This is a genomic window from Enterococcus sp. DIV1368f (assembly GCF_051712245.1).
GTDB classification, from domain to species: domain Bacteria; phylum Bacillota; class Bacilli; order Lactobacillales; family Enterococcaceae; genus Enterococcus; species Enterococcus faecalis.
In genome coordinates this window covers 2,556,450-2,575,947 of sequence record NZ_JBIOON010000001.1, presented here as the reverse complement: position 1 = coordinate 2,575,947, position 19,498 = coordinate 2,556,450, and the positions used below count along the sequence as shown (strand labels likewise).

Below are 19,498 nucleotides of genomic sequence, written 5' to 3'. Positions count from 1 at the left end.
GTGATTTCTGTTATTATTTGCGAAGATGATTGGCGACAACGACAAATGTTGGAAACCTATGTTAAAAATTACATAATGATGGAAAGTCTTGATATGGAACTGGTTTTTTCAACAGGAAATCCGTTAGAAGTACTTGAATTTGTCAAAAGTCAGTCTAGAATAATTGGGTTATATTTTCTAGATGTTGATTTACAACATGAAATGTCAGGATTAACCTTAGCAGCTAAAATCAGAGACTACGATAATTTAGGTAAAATCGTTTTTGTCACAACACATGGGGAACTGTCCTATCTGACGTTTACGTATAAAGTGGAAGCGCTGGACTATATCATTAAAGACAACAAAGAACATCTACAGCAGAAAATCTGTGAAAATATTCAATTGGCTCATGAACGTATAACTAGTGAGCGTGGAGCTACAAAAAAATTATTTAAATTTAAGGACGGCGATACCATTCGGTCTGTAGATATGGCAACAATCATTTTTTTTGAATCTTCTTCCGTATCGCATAAAATCGTTTTACATCTTGAAAACGGAGAAATGGAATTTTATGGTTCCTTAAAGGAGATTGAAGAACAGTCTAATGACTTTTATCGTTGTCACAAATCATATTTAATCAACCGCAAGCATATAAGTAAAATTATAAAAAGCGAACGGATTGTCGAAATGAGTAATGGAGAAAGATGTTTAGTCTCAGTGAGAGCCATGAAAAACCTCTAAAATCACCAGACAAGATTCAATGAACCAAGTCGAATCTTGTCTTTTTCTGCATTGACAATGCACGACAAACGTTGTAAATTGTACAAATGTTGGTAATTATGAGGAAGGGTCTATAATATCTGACGAACTTCCTTTTAATTAAAGGCTGGATATGATAAAATGTTATGGAAGAAAATAGGGCGAATGTGCTCTTATAAGGAGGCTTTCATCAATGGCTGTAAAAATTCAAACACCCGCAGGTACCATTGAGATTACCAATGATGTGATCGCTACAGTAGTTGGCGGAGCTGCGACAGATATTTACGGAATTGTCGGAATGGCAAGCAAAAATCAAATTAAAGATAACTTAAACGATATTTTACGTCGTGAGAATTACTCACGTGGTGTCGTTGTTCGTCAAGAAGACAACGGAATCGCAGTGGATGTCTACACGATTGTTAGTTATGGTACAAAAATTTCTGAAGTTTCTCGTAACGTCCAAGAAAAAGTAAAATATAATCTTGAAACATTATTAGGTGTCACTGCGAATTCAGTTAACGTTTTTGTTCAAGGAGTTCGTGTATTACCGGATTAGAGGTAGTGTACTGTCAACGATGCAATTGCACAAGGAAGTCGTGTGTTGCCGTTAGCGGTAAATCTGAAGGAGGATTTTTTAGGTGAATGTAACAGAAATCAGCGCAGGTCAGTTCCAGGAAATGGTCCAGGCAGGTGCGACTCGTCTGCACACAAATGCAGAATATGTCAACTCATTAAACGTTTTCCCTGTACCCGATGGTGATACAGGAACAAATATGAACTTATCAATGACCAGTGGTGCAAAGGCTGTGGCCGATTCTCGCTCTGAAAAAGTAGGAGAATTAGCAGGTGCGTTATCCAAAGGGTTATTAATGGGTGCTCGTGGAAACTCTGGGGTTATTTTATCTCAATTATTCCGCGGCTTCTCAAAACAAATTCCTGAGGTTACAACATTAAATGCCAAAGACTTGGCCGCTGCCTTTACACATGGTGTAGAAACAGCGTATAAAGCAGTGATGAAACCCGTTGAAGGAACAATCTTAACTGTTTCTCGTGAAGCGGCGCGTTCTGGTGAACGTAAAGCGAAAGAAACAGATGACTGTATCGAAGTTATGACAGCTGTTGTAGCAGGTGCTAAACGTGCCTTAGCGAAAACACCTGATTTATTACCTGTCCTAAAAGAAGTCGGCGTTGTAGATAGTGGGGGTCAAGGACTACTATTTATCTATGAAGGATTTTTAGAAGCGCTTAGTGGTGAATTTTTACCAACTGAAACGTATGAACCAAGTCCTGCCGAAATGGACGAAATGGTGAATGCTGAACATCACCGTGGTGTTAGTGGTCACGTTGCGACAGAAGACATTAAATTTGGCTATTGTACAGAAATTATGGTTCGTATCGGCGAAGGCCCAACCGTGGACAGCGCTTTTGATTATGAAACATTCAGAAACTACTTAAATGAACTAGGCGATTCTCTATTAGTCGTTAACGATGACGAAATTATCAAAGTTCACGTGCACACTGAGCATCCAGGTGAAGTGATGAACTACGGCCAAAAATTTGGTTCGTTAGTAAAAATAAAAGTAGACAATATGCGTTTACAACATGAAACGTTAGTTGAACGCGATGCTCAGCAAGAAGCGTTGACTGAAAAAGTTCGCGTACCGTTTGCTGTGATTGCTATTGCAGCCGGTGAAGGCGTTCAAGAATTATTCCGAAGTTTAGGTGCAAGCTACATTATTAGTGGTGGCCAAACAATGAACCCAAGTACGGAAGATATTTTAAAAGCAGTCAAAGAAGTGAATGCAGAGCAAGTCATTATTTTACCAAACAACAAAAACATCTTTATGGCGGCTGATCAAGCAGCAGAAGTTGCCGATGTACCAGTAGCGGTTGTTCCATCTAAAACCATTTCTCAAGGAATGACAGCAATGTTAGCTTTCAATGATCAACAATCATTAGAAGAAAACAAAGCAAGTATGACGGAAATGTTAGACAGCGTTGTGAGTGGTCAAGTAACCACAGCTGTTCGTGACACAACCATTGATGACGTTGAAATTAAAAAAGATGACTTCTTAGGAATGATTGATGGTAAAATCGTCGTTTCTGAAGCAGATCGTTTTAATGCATCATTAGACACGTTGAACCGCATGATTGATGAAGACACTGAAATCGTGACAATTATTGTCGGCGAAGATGGTTCGGTTGAAGAAGCTGAAAAGCTAATCGCTATTTTAGTTTCTGAAAACGATGAACTAGAAACAGAACTTCATGAAGGTGGACAACCTGTGTATCCATACTTATTCTCAGCAGAATAGGTTTTCGTGATGAAAAAATAAAAACGAATAGGCTGGTTCATTAGTTAGGGCTAATGAACCAGCCTATTTAATGAATGATCCATTTTTTTGCGTATATTAATGAGGAGGGGATTTTATGGACATCACAGATTTAGTCAGCGTATTGCCCGGTGTTGGCCCAAAACGTGCTGAAAATTTACAAGAACTGGGGATTGTTACAATTGAAGACTTATTGACGTATTATCCCTTCCGCTACGATGATATCCAAGAAAAGGATTTAAGCGAGATTCAGGATCAGGAAAAAGTTACGCTAAAAGGGCTAGTGGTTTCGGAAGCAGTCGTTAGTCGGTACGGTTATAAGAAGAGCCGGTTAACGTTTCGAATGATGCAAGAACATGCGGTCATTAATGTTTCCTTCTTCAATCAACCTTTTTTAAAAGACAAAGTAGTTCTTTCCGAAGAAATTGCTGTTTATGGCAAGTGGGATGCCAAGAGAAAATCATTAAATGGCATGAAAATCTTAGCTTCTAAAGGAGACAATGAAGATTTCGCCCCCATTTATCATGTGAATAAAAAAGTCCGCCAAAGCACGTTGGTTCAGTTAATCCGCACTGCTTTTGAAGAGTATGGTTCGCTGATTGAAGAGATTTTACCGAATGATTTATTAGAAAAGTACCGCTTGATGCCTAGAAAAGAAGCAATGTGGGCGATGCATTTTCCCAGTAATCCAGAAGAAAGCCATCAAGCCAAACGGCGAGTAGTCTTTGAAGAGTTTTTCCTTTTCCAACTTAAAATGCAAGGACTGAAGAAACAAGAAAAAGCGGAAAAAAATGGTTTAGCCATTCAATATGACGTGGATCGCTTAAAAACGTTCACCCAAGGACTGCCGTTTGAATTGACAGGCGCCCAAAAAAAAGTGACCAATGAAATTTGTCGAGACTTGCGAAGTCCGAAGCATATGCAACGATTGCTTCAAGGTGACGTGGGGAGTGGGAAAACGGTAGTGGCTGCGATTGCGCTATACGCCACCATGACCGCTGGCTTTCAAGGAGCGTTGATGGTTCCGACTGAAATTTTAGCGCAGCAACACATGGAAAGCTTACAGCAGTTGTTTGATCCATTAGAAGTGCGAACGGCCTTATTAACAGGTTCCACCAAAACGAAAGAACGTCGTCTAATTCTCGAAGAACTGGCCAATGGCGAGATTGACATTGTGGTAGGGACCCATGCTTTGATACAACAAGATGTCAGTTTCCATCAATTAGGTTTGGTAATCACCGATGAGCAACATCGTTTTGGTGTGAATCAGAGAAAAATATTAAGAGAAAAAGGCTTAAAACCAGATGTTTTATTCATGACGGCCACTCCGATTCCTCGAACGCTGGCCATTACAGCCTATGGCGAAATGGATGTATCAATCATCGATGAAATGCCAGCTGGACGGATTCCAATCGAAACACGTTGGATTCGGCCGCCGCAGTTAGATACTGTTTTAGAATGGATGGAAAAAGAGCTAGCTCGAGGACATCAAGCCTATATTATTTGTCCCTTGATTGAAGAATCAGAAGCCTTAGATGTGAAAAACGCAACAGAAATTTTTGAACATATGCAAAGCTTTTATTCCCCAAGATATCAAGTGGGATTACTACATGGTAAAATGAAAAACCAAGAAAAAGATGACATTATGCAGGAGTTCAAAGACAATCAGCTGCAATTATTGGTTTCTACCACCGTTATTGAAGTTGGCGTGAATGTACCAAATGCCACAGTGATGTTAATTATGGATGCGGACCGGTTTGGGTTAGCACAGTTACATCAGTTACGGGGCCGTGTGGGGCGTGGCTCCAGTGCATCTTATTGTATTTTAGTGGCCAATCCGAAAAATGAAATGGGCGTTGAGCGTATGAAAATCATGACAGAAACCACCAATGGTTTTGTCTTGAGTGAGCGTGATTTGGAACTTCGCGGACCTGGGGAAGTGTTCGGTGCACGGCAATCAGGAGTGCCTCAATTTGCGGTAGGAGATATCGTGACGGACTTTAACATTTTAGAAGTTGCGCGCCAAGAAGCAAGTGCCCTATGGCAAGTGAAAGAATGGTGGCAATATCCTGCTTATCAAGGCTTAGCCAATCGAGTGAAACCCCAAGATGAGGCGGCCCAATTTTTCGATTAGAAGAGGTAATTTTTGAAGCCAGAAAGTAAAAGCCAATGCGTATTTCTTTGAAAAAAATATGTTATACTTGTTAGGAAACAAAAAAGTAGGAGGGAATCACTCATGAAAATTGCTGTAGATGCAATGGGTGGAGATAACGCCCCACAAGCAATTGTTGAAGGGGTTATGCTAGCCAAACAAGACTTCCCAGACATTGAATTTCAATTATATGGAAAAGAAGCCGAAATAAAAAAATACATCACCGATGAAAAAAACATTACGATTATTCATACCGATGAAAAAATTGCTAGTGACGATGAGCCAGTGAAGGCAATCCGTCGTAAGAAAACTGCTTCCATGGTTTTAGCAGCGCAAGCAGTTAAAAATGGAGAAGCCGATGCGATTTTTTCTGCCGGCAACACCGGAGCGCTATTAGCAGCGGGGCTGTTCATTGTCGGCCGCATCAAAAATGTGGAACGGCCCGGTTTGATGTCAACTTTACCTGTCATGGGAGAACCAGACAAAGGGTTTGACATGTTAGATTTAGGAGCCAATGCAGACAATAAACCAGAACATTTGGTTCAGTATGCCGTTTTAGGTTCATTCTATGCTGAAAAAGTTCGGAACGTTCAGAATCCTCGTGTCGGTCTATTAAATAACGGAACTGAGGAAACAAAGGGCAGTGAATTAACGAAAAAAGCCTTCGAATTGTTAGCAGCAGATGAAACGATTAATTTTGTCGGAAACGTTGAAGCACGAGAATTATTAAATGGCATAGCTGACGTGGTGGTGACAGATGGCTTCACAGGGAATGCCGTTTTAAAATCCATCGAAGGCACAGCTATGAACATGATGAGCTTGCTGAAAACAGCGATTCTTTCTGAAGGTGTCAAAGGAAAAATGGGCGCCTTATTATTAAAGAATGCGTTGCGTGGCATGAAAGACGAAATGGACTACTCAAAACATGGGGGGGCGGTTTTATTTGGCTTAAAAGCGCCAGTCATTAAAACGCATGGGGCTACGGGTCCTGATGCCGTCCGCTACACCATTCGTCAAATTCATACAATGTTAGAAACCCAAGTTGTCCCACAATTAGTGGAATATTATGAAGGCAAAGTAGAGTAATTTGCAATTGTCTTGACATCAGTTTGTTACTCAAATGAAAAAAAGATGGACAAATACCCAAATTGTGAGTACAATGTATCTTAGCGTTTTAGTAAAAGAAAGAACCTTTTTTCAAAAGCAGTGGAGGTGAATACAGTTGACTCGTGAAGAAGTACTTCAAAAAGTAGCGAAGATTATCTCAAACCACTTTGATATTGAAGCGGATCAAGTAACAGATCAATTAAACATTAAAGATGATTTGAACGCTGACTCAATTAGCGTAATGGAGTTTGTTTTAGAACTTGAAGATGAATTTGGAACAGAGATTTCAGATGAAGATGCAGAAAAAATTGAAACAGTTGGTGCCGCTGTAGATTATATTGTGAGTAATTCATAAAAAATAATAAGACAAAGTCGATTGACATTCGTGTTGATCGACTTTTTTTGCGTACATAATGGTTATTTTATTAAGCAATAAGGCTATTTTTACACATATTTTTGTAAAAAAATCATACATGTAAAAAAATAACTGCGAAAAAAGTTATTTTATCTTGCTTTTTATGGAATAATTCTATAAAATTATGAAAAAACAATGAGCTGTAAATTAACATTGATAAAAATTAGAAAGTGCTATCATTAAATATTAGTTAATTTATATAATGTTTTTGAAAGGACGTAAGGGGTGCGTATGGATGCAAGGAAATGAACAATTACTAGAGGTTTCAGGATTAGAAACAGCATTTAGAATCAAAGATGATTATTATAATGCCGTCGATGATGTTTCATTTGAATTGAAGAAAAATGAGATTCTGGCAATCGTCGGAGAATCTGGTTGTGGAAAAAGTACCTTAGCAACAACGATTATGGGCTTACATGATCCCAATCATACCAAAATTACTGGGGAAATTTTATACAACAATTTAAACTTAACTACGTTTAATGAAACATTGTACAACAAAGTCAGAGGAAACGATATTGGGATGATTTTCCAAGATCCGTTGTCTGCACTGAATCCGCTCATGCGAATTGAAGACCAAATTAAAGAAAGTCTCACGTATCATACCAAAATGACCGCACAACAAAAACAAGCACGGGCCATTGAATTGTTAGATCAAGTGGGGATTCCCAACCCAGAGCGTGTCGGGAAACAGTATCCTCATGAATTGTCTGGCGGCATGCGTCAACGGGTAATTATCGCCATTGCAATCGCGTGTAAACCACCGATTTTAATTGCAGATGAACCAACAACGGCCTTAGACGTTACCATTCAGGCACAAATTCTCGATTTGTTAAAAGATTTACAAGAAGAAACAGGGAGCGGCATTATTTTAATTACCCATGACTTAGGTGTAGTTGCGGAAATGGCTGATCGTGTAGCGGTTATGTATGCGGGTCAGTTTGTAGAAGTAGCCACTGCTGAAGAATTGTTTAGTCATCCGAAACATCCATATACACGTTCCTTACTTCAGTCCATTCCCCAAGAGAATTCAGATGAAGAAGAACTTCATGTGATTGAAGGGATTGTTCCTTCGTTAACCAAATTACCTAGAAAAGGTTGTCGGTTTGCCCCACGAATTCCTTGGATTGATGCATCGGAACATGAAGAAAATCCAACATTACATGAAGTTGCACCGAATCATTATGTTCGTTGTACATGTTATAAACATTTTCATTTTAGAGACGGGGAAGGGGAAGCGTAATGACAGAAATTATTCAAATTAAAGATTTAAAAGTTCATTATCCAATTCGCAGCGGCTTCTTCAATCGAATCACTGATCATGTTTTGGCGGTTGATGGTGTGGACTTCATGATTGAACAAGGTAAAACGTATGGGTTAGTTGGTGAATCGGGTTCTGGAAAATCAACGACAGGAAAAGCAATTATTGGTTTAGAAAAAATTACAAATGGTGAAATTATTTATCAAGGACAAGATGTAACCAAGCCGCGAAGTCGAAAAGCGATTGGATACAACAAAGATGTCCAAATGATTTTCCAAGATTCAATGTCAAGTTTAAACCCTAAAAAACGAGTACTAGATATTATCGCCGAACCAATTCGAAATTTTGAACGGTTAAGTGACCAAGAAGAAAAGAAAAAAGTCAAAAGTTTGTTGGATATTGTGGGGATGCCAGAAGATGCGTTGTACAAATATCCTCATGAATTTTCTGGTGGACAACGCCAACGTTTAGGCGTCGCCCGAGCGGTGGCTACCAGCCCAAAATTAATTATTGCGGATGAACCTGTTTCAGCACTGGACTTATCTGTGCAAGCACAGGTATTGAATTTTATGAAAAACATTCAACAGGAATATGGGTTAAGTTACTTATTTATTTCCCATGATTTGGGCGTAGTTAAACATATGTGTGACAACATTGCCATTATGTACAAAGGCCGTTTTGTTGAAATCGGTACACGCCAAGATATTTACACTAATCCACAACACATTTATACCAAACGCTTACTTTCAGCAATTCCTAAAATTGACGTAGCGAACCGAGAAGCTCACAAAGAAGAACGAAGAAGAGTTGAGCAAGAGTATCGGGAAAATCATAAAGACTATTATGATGAAAATGGGCGGGTTTATAACTTACATGCGATTAGTCCAACCCACCAAGTAGCGTTAAAAAATGGAGGTGCTGAATAATGTGGAAAACAATTTTACGCCGTTTGTTATTGATGATTCCGCAAGTGATTATTTTAAGTGTCTTGATTTTCCTGTTGGCTAAAATGATGCCAGGTGATCCGTTTACAGGATTGATTAATCCGAACCAAGACCCTAAAGTGATTGAAGCCATGCGCGAAGCTGCCGGGTTAAATGATCCTTGGTACGAACAATATTTCCGTTGGATTGGCAATGCCTTACATGGAGATTTTGGGCATAGTTTTATCTTTAAATTACCTGTGTCCACGCTCATTGCTGGTCGGGTGGGGAATACGATTGCATTGGCTGCTGTATCAGTCATAATCACGTATTTAATCGCCATTCCTTTCGGTTTAATTGCTGGCCGTTACCAAAATTCATGGTTTGACAAAATGGTGGTTATCTACAACTTCTTCAGTTTTGCCGTGCCATTATTCATCTTTGCCTTGATTATGCTCTTTATTTTTGGGTATCGCTTAGACTGGTTCCCAACGAGTGGAACCGTGACTGTTGGTTTGGCTGAGGGAACGTGGCCGTATTATTTAGATAAACTGAAGCATTTAATTTTACCAGGGGTCACTCAAGCGTTGCTAGGGACAGCGGTCACTATTCAATATTTGCGCAGTGAAGTGATTGATGTTAAAAACATGGACTTTGTTCGTACTGCTCGTTCAAAAGGAGTGCCAACGAATAAAATTTTTAATCGACACATTTTTAGAAATGCAGCATTACCAATTGCCTCTCAATTAGGTTATGAAATTACTGCTTTGATTGCCGGATCAGTCGTTATTGAAAAGATTTTTGCTTTCCCAGGAATTGGAAAATTATTTATTGATAGTATCATTCAACGTGACTATTCCGTTATTACCGCTCTCGTGTTGATTTTGGGATTGGCAACCCTTATCGGAACCTTAATTTCTGATATTGTAATGAGTATTGTTGATCCAAGAATTCGAATTCAGTAGAAAAAACACGAAGAAAGGGTGATAAAAATGGAATTGACAGAAGAAAAAAGAGAAGAAGTCTTACAAGAAAGTATTCCACCAATGGGCTTTCGGATGATTGCGCGAGAATTCGTCAAAGAAAAAATGGCGATGTTTTCTTTAATCCTTTTGGTTATTATCTTATTAGCCGTTTTTATCGGTTCGTTAGTGTTAGACCAAAGTGCCGTTATGCATGTAAGTATTTTAGATAAATATGCGGAACCAGGTACCGTTACAATGAATGGCACCAAGTTCATTTTAGGTGCCGATGAAGGGGGTCGTGATGTTTTAGGACAATTGATTATCGGGGCTAGGAACTCGATTTTAATCGGTTTTGCCATTACGATTATTACGTCTATTATCGGGGTCGGTTTAGGGATTATTTCCGGTTATTATGGGGGCATGATTGATAATGTTTTGATGCGTATCGTGGATTTTATTATGATTTTGCCAATTATGTTAATTATTATTGTGTTCGTTTCCGTGATTCCTAAATATAGTATCTGGTCCTTTATTTGGATTATGTGTGCGTTTTATTGGGTTGGAAAAGCGCGGTTGTTCCGCAGTAAAACGTTATCTGAAGGGCGCCGAGATTACGTTAGTGCCTCTAAGACAATGGGAACAAGCGATTTTAAAATTATGTTTCGAGAAATTATGCCGAATTTAAGTTCATTAATTATTACGAACTTAACGATTAATTTCGCGGCCAATATCGGGATCGAAACAACGTTAACTTTCTTAGGCTTCGGGTTACCACAAAGTGTCCCAAGTTTAGGAACCTTAATTGGCTACGCCAGCAGTGGGGATGTATTAGTCAATAAACAATGGGTTTGGTTACCTGCATCAATTCTAATTTTAGTCTTGATGTTAAGTATAAACTATGTTGGACAAGCATTTAAGCGCTCAGCAGATGCACGACAACGATTAGGCTAATTAGCCAAAAAATGAGGGAGGAAAAGAGATGAACAAGAAACGGATTTTAGGTGCAATCACGTTAGCTTCTGTGTTAGTATTCGGGTTAGCTGCATGTGGTGGCGGCAATAAAGGCGGGGGCAATAAAGCAACGGAAACAGAAGATATTTCAAAAATGCCAATCGCTGTTAAAAATGATAAAAAAGCAATTGATGGCGGGACATTAGATGTCGCTGTAGTTATGGATACACAATTCCAAGGACTTTTCCAGCAAGAATTTTATCAAGACAACTATGATGCACAATACATGCTTCCAACGGTACAGCCATTATTTAACAATGATGCAGACTTTAAGATTGTCGATGGGGGTCCTGCGGATCTGAAATTAGATGAAGATGCCAATACAGCAACCATTAAATTACGTGACAATTTAAAATGGTCTGACGGTAAAGATGTGACGGCAGATGACGTGATTTTCTCTTATGAAGTCATTGGTCATAAAGACTATACAGGGATTCGTTATGATGATAACTTTACGAATATTGTTGGCATGGAAGACTACCATGATGGTAAATCACCAACCATTTCTGGCATAGAAAAAGTCAATGATAAAGAAGTTAAAATCACTTACAAAGAAGTTCACCCAGGAATGCAACAATTAGGTGGCGGTGTTTGGGGTTCAGTTTTACCAAAACATGCCTTTGAAGGAATTGCTGTTAAAGACATGGAATCAAGCGATGCAGTTCGTAAAAACCCTGTAACTATTGGACCATACTACATGAGTAATATTGTGACAGGTGAATCTGTTGAATACCTACCAAATGAGTACTACTACGGTGGCAAACCTAAATTAGATAAATTAGTGTTCAAATCTGTTCCTTCTGCGAGCATTGTAGAAGCAATGAAAGCGAAACAATACGATATTGCATTATCAATGCCAACAGATACGTATCCAACATACAAAGATACAGAAGGATATCAAATCTTAGGACGTCCCGAACAAGCCTACACGTATATTGGCTTTAAAATGGGTACGTTTGACAAAGAAACCAATACAGTGAAATACAATCCAAAAGCTAAAATGGCAGATAAAAGCTTACGTCAAGCCATGGGCTATGCAATTGACAATGATGCAGTCGGCCAAAAATTCTACAACGGCTTACGAACAGGGGCAACAACGTTAATTCCACCAGTCTTCAAGAGCTTGCATGATAGCGAAGCGAAAGGCTATACGCTTGATTTAGACAAAGCGAAAAAATTATTAGACGATGCTGGTTATAAAGACGTAGACGGCGATGGCATTCGCGAAGACAAAGAAGGCAAACCACTAGAAATCAAGTTTGCTTCAATGTCAGGCGGCGAAACTGCACAACCACTTGCTGATTACTATGTCCAACAATGGAAAGAAATTGGCTTAAACGTAACGTATACAACAGGACGCTTAATTGATTTCCAAGCATTCTATGATAAATTGAAAAATGATGACCCAGAAGTAGATATCTATCAAGGCGCGTGGGGCACAGGTTCAGATCCTTCACCAACCGGCTTATATGGTCCAAACTCAGCCTTTAACTATACACGTTTTGAGTCAGAAGAAAATACTAAATTACTTGATGCGATTGATTCAAAAGCATCATTTGATGAAGAAAAACGTAAAAAAGCCTTCTACGATTGGCAAGAGTATGCCATTGATGAAGCGTTTGTAATCCCAACGCTTTACAGAAATGAAGTCTTGCCTGTCAACGACCGTGTAGTTGACTTTACTTGGGCAGTTGATACGAAAGATAATCCATGGGCAACGGTGGGTGTCACTGCGGAAAAACGTTAAACAACGTTCCGCTGATTTAATAGAGATAGAACGAGGTCGGGACAGAAGTGTTTAACTCCGAGAAATAAGGAGGAGTTGCTTCTGTTCCCGCCGTTTATCAGTTTTTGAGCGTGGCGCAAAAATCCAAAGTGATTTTTGTCCCACGCTCTTTCTATCTCTTACGTAAACAAACGCTTTTATCTCAGTCATAGCTCTATTTATTTATTTTTTTCTAAAAAATAATGAGAACACAGTGAATAACAGGCTTTTTCTGAATAGAACCATTTAAAAAAAGTGAAAAAAAAAGTATAATGAAACAAGGTGTAAATAAATGTAAAGGAATGTGGAGAATGGACAATCAGTTAACAACAGAGTTAAAAGAACGTTACGGCATTGTTTTCCATGATGTCAATCTATTAGAGCAAGCTTTTACTCATTCATCCTATGTGAATGAGCATCGCTATTTAAAATTATCCGATAATGAACGTCTTGAATTTTTAGGAGATGCAGTTTTAGAATTAATTGTTTCACAATATTTGTATTTAAAATTCCCAGAACTTCCAGAAGGAAAATTAACGAAGATGCGCGCAGCCATCGTTCGGGAAGATAGTTTAGCCAAATTTGCGAAAGAATGTCACTTCGACAACTACATTTTATTAGGTAAAGGAGAAGAAGCATCGGGCGGACGAACACGTGCATCATTATTATGTGACTTATTTGAAGCCTTTTTAGGTGCCCTCTACTTAGACCAAAAAGTTGGTGCAGCCAAGAAATTTATTGAAGACGTTATTTTTCCGAAAATTGATGCCGGTGCTTTTTCACATGAGATGGATCACAAAACACAATTACAAGAAGTTTTACAACGCAAAGGCGATGTTTCAATTGAATATCGCTTAATTAAAGAAGAAGGCCCTGCTCATGACCGCACCTTTTTCACTGAAGTTTACATGAATGGTGAACTCATTGGGTTAGGCCAAGGAAAATCGAAGAAGTTAGCTGAACAGGATGCCGCTGAGCGGGCACTGAAAAGTATTCCTCAGTAAGGCTGGAAGGAGCAATATTCGTGTATTTAAAACGAATTGAAATTACAGGATTTAAATCATTTGCAGATAAAACCATTATTGAATTTGAAGATGATGTGACAGCAGTGGTTGGTCCGAATGGAAGTGGGAAAAGTAATATCACGGAAGCCGTTCGCTGGGTATTAGGTGAACAATCTGCGAAAAACCTTCGCGGGGGCAAAATGAACGACATTATCTTTGCCGGTTCGGAAGGTCGTAAGCCGCTAAATATTGCGGAAGTTACCGTGACGTTAGACAACAGCGACCATTATTTAGCATTGGATTATAGTGAGATTAGTGTCACCCGTCGTTTAAAACGAACGGGCGAAAGTGACTTTTTTATTAATAAACAAGCGTGCCGTTTAAAAGATATTCAAGATTTATTTATGGATTCAGGGTTAGGCAAAGAATCTTTTTCAATTATTTCACAAGGGAAAGTTGAAGCGATTTTTAATAGTAAACCTGAAGACCGTCGAGGGATTTTTGAAGAAGCAGCGGGCGTTTTAAAATACAAACAACGAAAGAAAAAAGCTGAACAAAAGCTTTTCGAAACCGAGGACAACTTAAGCCGTGTCCAAGATATCATTTACGAGTTGGAAGACCAATTAGTTCCTCTAGCCGTCCAAGCAGATGCGGCTAAAAAGTATTTAGCTTTGAAAGAAGAACTTACCGAAATTGATGTCAATTTAACTGTGACCGAAATTCAAGAAGCAAAAGCTATTTGGGAAACGAAAACGCAAGAATTAACAGCCATTGAAGAAAAGTTAGCTGGCGCAAGTAAGCAAGTCCATGACTTAGAAGGCAAATTGGTACGTTTACGCAGCAAGCGCAATCGTTTAGATGAACAAATTGAAACGGAACAACAACAATTATTACAAGTGACAGAAGCGTTGAAACAAGCAGAAGGACAAAAAAATGTTTTAATTGAACGTTCCAAACACACCTCCCAAACGGCAAGCGAATACGAAGAGACATTGGCAGAAACGGCCGAAAAAATTGTTCGTTATCGAGAAGAATTGCAGACGCTGGAAACAGCAATCGCAGAAAAAACGGCACAACGTCAGACGTTAAAAGAAGCATTGGCTTTGGCAACGAAAGATGTGGAAAAATATAGTAAGTCTTCTAAAGAATTGATGGAAGAATTGCGCAGTCAGTATGTGGAAGTCATGCAAGAACAAGCCAATACAGCCAATGACTTAAAATATTTAGAACGACAATATCAACAAGAAACAGCTAAAAATCAACAATCGCTAGCAAAACACGAAGCGCTAGAAGAACAGATGGTTGAAGCTCTTGCAATGAAAGAAACGCTAGAAAAAGAGCAAAAAGTCGCAAAACAAGGCTTACAAGAACAGCTGGAAGAATACACTGCGTTGAAAGCAACGCTTGAAGCCAAACGTGAACGATTAGCACAGCGTCAAAACGATATGTACCAAGCGATGAATCAAGTGCAACAAGCGAAGGCACGCCAAAAAAGTTTGCAAGAAATTCAAGAAAATTACGCTGGCTTCTATCAAGGCGTGAAAGCTGTATTGCGTCACAAAAACCAATTAACTGGGATTGTTGGCGCAGTGGCTGAGTTAATTGAAGTGCCTAAAGAATATACGTTGGCGATTGAAACGGCCCTAGGTGGTGCGGCGCAACATATTGTTGTGGAAAATGAGAAAGATGGTCGAGCAGGCATTACCTTCTTAAAACAACAACACAGTGGCCGGGCAACCTTTTTACCATTGACTACCATTAAGCCGCGCTCTGTATCGGCGATGGTTCAGAATCGTTTGGCTGGTGCACCGGGCTTCGTGGGGATTGCCAGTGAATTAGTTCGTTATCCAGAACAAGTACAAACCGTTATTCAAAATCTCTTAGGCGTCACGATTTTAGCGGCAGATTTAACGAGTGCCAACCAGTTAGCAAAATTAGTCAATTACCAATATCGTGTTGTCTCATTGGAAGGCGATGTGATGAATCCTGGCGGTTCGATGACTGGGGGAGCCAATAAACGTGGCAACCAAGGAAGCCTATTTTCACAAGCGCAAGAACTTCAAACAATTACTGAACAAATGACTCAATTAGAAACACAACTAAGAAGTGTGGAACAAGAAGTCCAAGCGCTCTCGCAAGAAGTGAAAACAGCCACGGAACGTGCAGAAATGTTGCGCTCTGCTGGTGAACAAAATCGTTTAAAACAACAAGAAATTGATAATAAATTAGCCAATCAAACAGAAACGATTACTCGTTTAACAAAAGAAAAACGTTTGTTTGAATATGAATCACGGGAATTGCATCAATTCTTAACCGAATATCAAACGAAAAAAGCCAAATTGACAGAGCAACAAGCAAACTTAACGGCAACGAAAGAACGTTTAGATGCTGAAATGAAACAAGTGGAACAAGAAGCTAGCCAAATGGAAACCTTTAAAGCCCAAGCGCAAGAACGCTTGACGACAGTTCAAGCAGAACAAGCAGTAGCGGCGGAACAATGTGCCCATTTTGCTCGTCAAAAACAAGACAAACAAGAACAATTGGACGAATTGTTGATTCGAGAAACGGCCATCCGTCAACAGCTACAACAATTAAGTAGCCATTCTAGCGATCACCAGTTAACCGAAGAAGGCTTAGCGGCACAAGTCGCGCAATTAGCGGAGAAACAAACAGCGTTGCAAACGTCTTTACAAACGGCACGCAGTCAACGACAAGCGTTGCAAGAAGAAGTAGACGAGTTAGATACAAAATTAGCGGAAGAAAACAAACGCCAACAACAGTATTTAGCAGATAAAACACAAATCGAAGTCCTAAAAAATCGTGCAGAAATGCAATTAGATAGCTCATTAAGTTACTTACAGGAAGAATACAGCTTAACCTTTGAAGCTGCCTATGAAGCGTATTTCCCAATCGATGATTTGGCGCAAGCGCAACAAACAGTGAAGCGCCTAAAACAAGAAATTGAGCGGTTAGGACCTGTTAACTTAAGTGCCATCGAGCAATTTGAACAAGTCGATGAACGCCATCAATTTTTAGTCAGTCAACGAGATGATTTATTAAATGCGAAAGAACAATTATTTGAAACCATGGATGAAATGGACCAAGAAGTGAAAGAACGGTTTAAAGAAGTCTTTGAAGCAATTCGTGCCCAGTTTAAAGTGGTGTTTCCTAATATGTTTGGTGGCGGACGGGCAGAACTGGTGCTAACTAACCCAGAGGATCTCTTGAATACAGGGATTGAGATTGAGGCGCAACCACCAGGGAAAAAATTACAACATTTAAGCTTGTTGTCTGGAGGCGAACGGGCATTAACGGCGATTGCGTTACTATTTTCAATTATTCGTGTTCGACCAGTTCCGTTCTGTATTTTAGATGAAGTAGAAGCAGCTTTAGATGAAGCCAACGTTGCTCGTTTTGGCCATTATTTAAGCGAATTTGAAGATGGCACACAGTTTATTGTGGTGACGCATCGTAAAGGGACAATGGAAGCCGCAGATGTTTTATATGGCGTGACTATGCAAGAATCTGGGGTTTCAAAAATCGTTTCAGTTCGCTTGGAAGAGGTCAAAGAAGGTGGCGCAATTGAAAAAAGCAATTAGCCAGAAGCAAGGAGGAGCGAACGTTTGATAAAATTAGTTGCTATTGATTTAGATGGAACATTATTAAATAGCCAAAAAGAGATTTCTTTACGGAATAAACAAGCACTGATGGCTGCGAAACAAGCAGGCGTGAAAGTTGTTATCTGCACAGGTCGACCTTTGGCAGCTATTGGTCCTTACTTAGAAGAATTAGGTTTACAAGATGAAGGCGATTATAGCATTACTTTTAACGGCGGATTGGTTCAAAAAAATGATACAGGGGCCATTATTGAGAAAACATTGATGCCCTTGGAAGCGATTCATGAGCTATACCAATTAGCAACCACACTCAACATGCCGTTTGATGTCTTATCCGATGAGGTCGTGATGCAACTGCCTTCTGCCCCAAATTATCCTTCAATTTATAGTTCTCTAAACAAATTATTAACCTTTGAGTCCTACAAATTAGAAGAGTTAACCCCGAATCGAATTTATAATAAAGTTGTTGTTGCGATTGATGAAGCGTATTTAAATGAACGCATCAAGGAAATTCCAGCCTCTTTTTATGAGCGCTTTGAAATTATTAAAACGCGAAATAACTTATTAGAATTTATGCCAAAAGGGATTACGAAAGCCTATGGTATTTCCTTGTTAGCCAAAGATTTAGGAATCCGTGCAGAAGAAATCATGACCCTAGGGGACGAAGAAAACGATTTACCGATGATCGAATACGCTGGCTTAGGTGTCGCCATGGCAAATGCGATTCCATTAGTTAAAGAAGCCGCAGATGTCGTTACAGACACGAATGACCAAGATGGCGTTGCCAAAGCGGTCGAAAAATATATTTTAACGCCGTTGGAAGGAGGCCAATAAGAATGGGATTTTTTGATAAAATTAAAAAAGCTTTTTCCGCTGAAAAAAAGGAAGAAGAAAAACAAGAGATAATTGAAGAAACAGTAGACGAAACACCTAGTGATGAATCAGCGCCTGCTGAATCAAAAGAAACCGCAACAGAAGAGGCGCAAATAACGCCAGAAACGACAGCGGAAGAAGTCACAGAAACAGCCGATTTAACAGATAACGCTGAAATGGAAAAATTAGCTGGCGTAGGAGAAGCGTTAGAAGAAGAGCCAGAAGAAATCCTGACAGAGGAAACACAAGAAGTTGTTGTGGAAGCGCCTGAGGAAGAAAGTAGTGTCGTAACTCCGTTGGCAGAACCAACAGACACGCAGGTTTCAGAAGAAATTGAAGAGTCAAAAGAAGAGCAGGTCCAAGAAAAATATGAAAAAGGCTTGGAAAAAACGCGTAAAACATTTGGTCAACGGTTGAACGAATTGTTTGCTAATTTCCGAAGCGTCGATGAAGATTTCTTTGAAGAATTAGAAGAGACGTTAATTGGTGCAGACGTAGGCTTTGATACATCCTTAAAAATTACAGAAGCCTTGCGACAAGAAGTGAAACTGCGAAACGTGAAAAAACCAGCTCAAGTTCAAAATACCATCATTGAAAAAATGGTTGATTTGTATGAAGAAGCAGGAATTAATGAAAATAATGCAATTAACTTACAGCCAAATGGCTTAACCGTGATTTTATTTGTCGGTGTTAATGGAGTTGGTAAAACAACCAGCATTGGTAAATTAGCCCATCAATACAAGTTGGAAGGAAAGAAAGTTTTAATGGCCGCTGCCGATACGTTCCGAGCGGGCGCCATCGATCAATTAGTTGTTTGGGGTGAACGGGCTGGAGTTGAAGTTGTACGTGGGAATGCTGGCGGCGACCCAGCAGCGGTCGTTTTCGATGCAGTGGAACGTGCCAAAGCAGAACAGGCTGATGTTTTGCTAGTGGATACAGCAGGTCGTTTACAAAATAAAGTCAACTTAATGAAGGAATTAGAAAAAATTAAACGAGTCATCCAACGAGAAATTCCAGATGCGCCTCACGAAGTTCTCTTAGTCGTGGACGCAACTACTGGGCAAAATGCGATGACACAAGCCAAACAGTTCAAAGAAACAACCGATGTCACTGGCTTAGTTTTAACCAAACTAGACGGAACAGCCAAAGGTGGTATTGTCATTGCTATTCGGAATGAATTACACTTGCCAGTGAAATTAGTTGGTCTAGGTGAAGGCATTAACGATTTAGAACCATTTAATGCCAACGATTTCGCAATGGGCTTATTTAAAGGCTTATTAAAAGATGTTTAGTTGTAGAAAATAACAGGTTTGGGAAGAACGTGGGACAGGAGT

15 protein-coding genes are annotated in these 19,498 nt (G+C 39.5%); all 15 read left to right on the top strand.

What is annotated here, in order from left to right; genetic code table 11:
- Complete coding sequence (locus IGL07_RS12545; RefSeq protein WP_010817695.1) at positions 1-720, top strand: LytR/AlgR family response regulator transcription factor; 720 nt, start codon at positions 1-3, stop codon at positions 718-720.
- A gap of 211 nt (positions 721-931) precedes the next feature.
- Positions 932-1,294 carry an Asp23/Gls24 family envelope stress response protein gene (locus IGL07_RS12540; protein ID WP_002354933.1) on the top strand — a complete coding sequence of 121 codons (363 nt, stop codon included), beginning with the start codon at positions 932-934 and terminating at the stop codon, positions 1,292-1,294.
- Between the two features lie 82 nt (positions 1,295-1,376).
- A complete protein-coding gene (locus IGL07_RS12535; RefSeq protein WP_002354936.1) occupies positions 1,377-3,053 on the top strand; it encodes a DAK2 domain-containing protein in 1,677 nt (558 codons plus the stop codon).
- Between the two features lie 115 nt (positions 3,054-3,168).
- A complete protein-coding gene (recG, locus tag IGL07_RS12530) occupies positions 3,169-5,205 on the top strand; it encodes an ATP-dependent DNA helicase RecG (protein ID WP_010817694.1) in 2,037 nt (678 codons plus the stop codon).
- A 102-nt stretch (positions 5,206-5,307) separates the two neighbouring features.
- Positions 5,308-6,309, top strand: coding sequence for a phosphate acyltransferase PlsX (gene plsX / locus IGL07_RS12525; protein WP_010817693.1), 1,002 nt, complete (start codon positions 5,308-5,310; stop codon positions 6,307-6,309).
- Between the two features lie 136 nt (positions 6,310-6,445).
- Positions 6,446-6,685 carry an acyl carrier protein gene (gene acpP, locus IGL07_RS12520; RefSeq protein WP_002354939.1) on the top strand — a complete coding sequence of 80 codons (240 nt, stop codon included), beginning with the start codon at positions 6,446-6,448 and terminating at the stop codon, positions 6,683-6,685.
- 262 nt (positions 6,686-6,947) lie between these two features.
- A complete protein-coding gene (opp2D, locus tag IGL07_RS12515) occupies positions 6,948-7,988 on the top strand; it encodes an oligopeptide ABC transporter ATP-binding protein Opp2D (RefSeq protein WP_002367425.1) in 1,041 nt (346 codons plus the stop codon).
- Positions 7,988-8,932, top strand: a complete 945-nt coding sequence (opp2F, locus tag IGL07_RS12510) for an oligopeptide ABC transporter ATP-binding protein Opp2F (RefSeq protein ID WP_002354942.1) — start codon at positions 7,988-7,990, stop codon at positions 8,930-8,932. Before opp2D ends, opp2F begins: the two co-directional genes overlap by 1 nt.
- Entirely contained in the window at positions 8,932-9,894 is a 963-nt protein-coding gene (gene opp2B, locus IGL07_RS12505) for an oligopeptide ABC transporter permease Opp2B (protein ID WP_002354943.1), read from the top strand. The genes opp2F and opp2B overlap by 1 nt, the downstream gene beginning before the upstream one ends.
- A 27-nt stretch (positions 9,895-9,921) precedes the next feature.
- Positions 9,922-10,845: an oligopeptide ABC transporter permease Opp2C gene (gene opp2C / locus IGL07_RS12500; protein WP_002415659.1), complete on the top strand. Its 924-nt coding sequence runs from the start codon at positions 9,922-9,924 to the stop codon at positions 10,843-10,845.
- Positions 10,846-10,873: 28 nt separating this feature from the next.
- Positions 10,874-12,652 carry an oligopeptide ABC transporter substrate-binding protein Opp2A gene (opp2A, locus tag IGL07_RS12495; protein WP_002408275.1) on the top strand — a complete coding sequence of 593 codons (1,779 nt, stop codon included), beginning with the start codon at positions 10,874-10,876 and terminating at the stop codon, positions 12,650-12,652.
- A 329-nt stretch (positions 12,653-12,981) separates the two neighbouring features.
- Positions 12,982-13,674: a ribonuclease III gene (rnc, locus tag IGL07_RS12490; RefSeq protein ID WP_002354946.1), complete on the top strand. Its 693-nt coding sequence runs from the start codon at positions 12,982-12,984 to the stop codon at positions 13,672-13,674.
- 20 nt (positions 13,675-13,694) lie between these two features.
- Complete coding sequence (gene smc, locus IGL07_RS12485) at positions 13,695-17,273, top strand: chromosome segregation protein SMC (protein ID WP_010817692.1); 3,579 nt, start codon at positions 13,695-13,697, stop codon at positions 17,271-17,273.
- 24 nt (positions 17,274-17,297) lie between these two features.
- Positions 17,298-18,125, top strand: a complete 828-nt coding sequence (locus IGL07_RS12480; protein ID WP_002359053.1) for a Cof-type HAD-IIB family hydrolase — start codon at positions 17,298-17,300, stop codon at positions 18,123-18,125.
- Between the two features lie 2 nt (positions 18,126-18,127).
- On the top strand, positions 18,128-19,456 hold the full coding sequence (ftsY, locus tag IGL07_RS12475; RefSeq protein WP_195526209.1) for a signal recognition particle-docking protein FtsY: 1,329 nt from the start codon (positions 18,128-18,130) through the stop codon (positions 19,454-19,456).
- Positions 19,457-19,498: the final 42 nt, after the last annotated feature.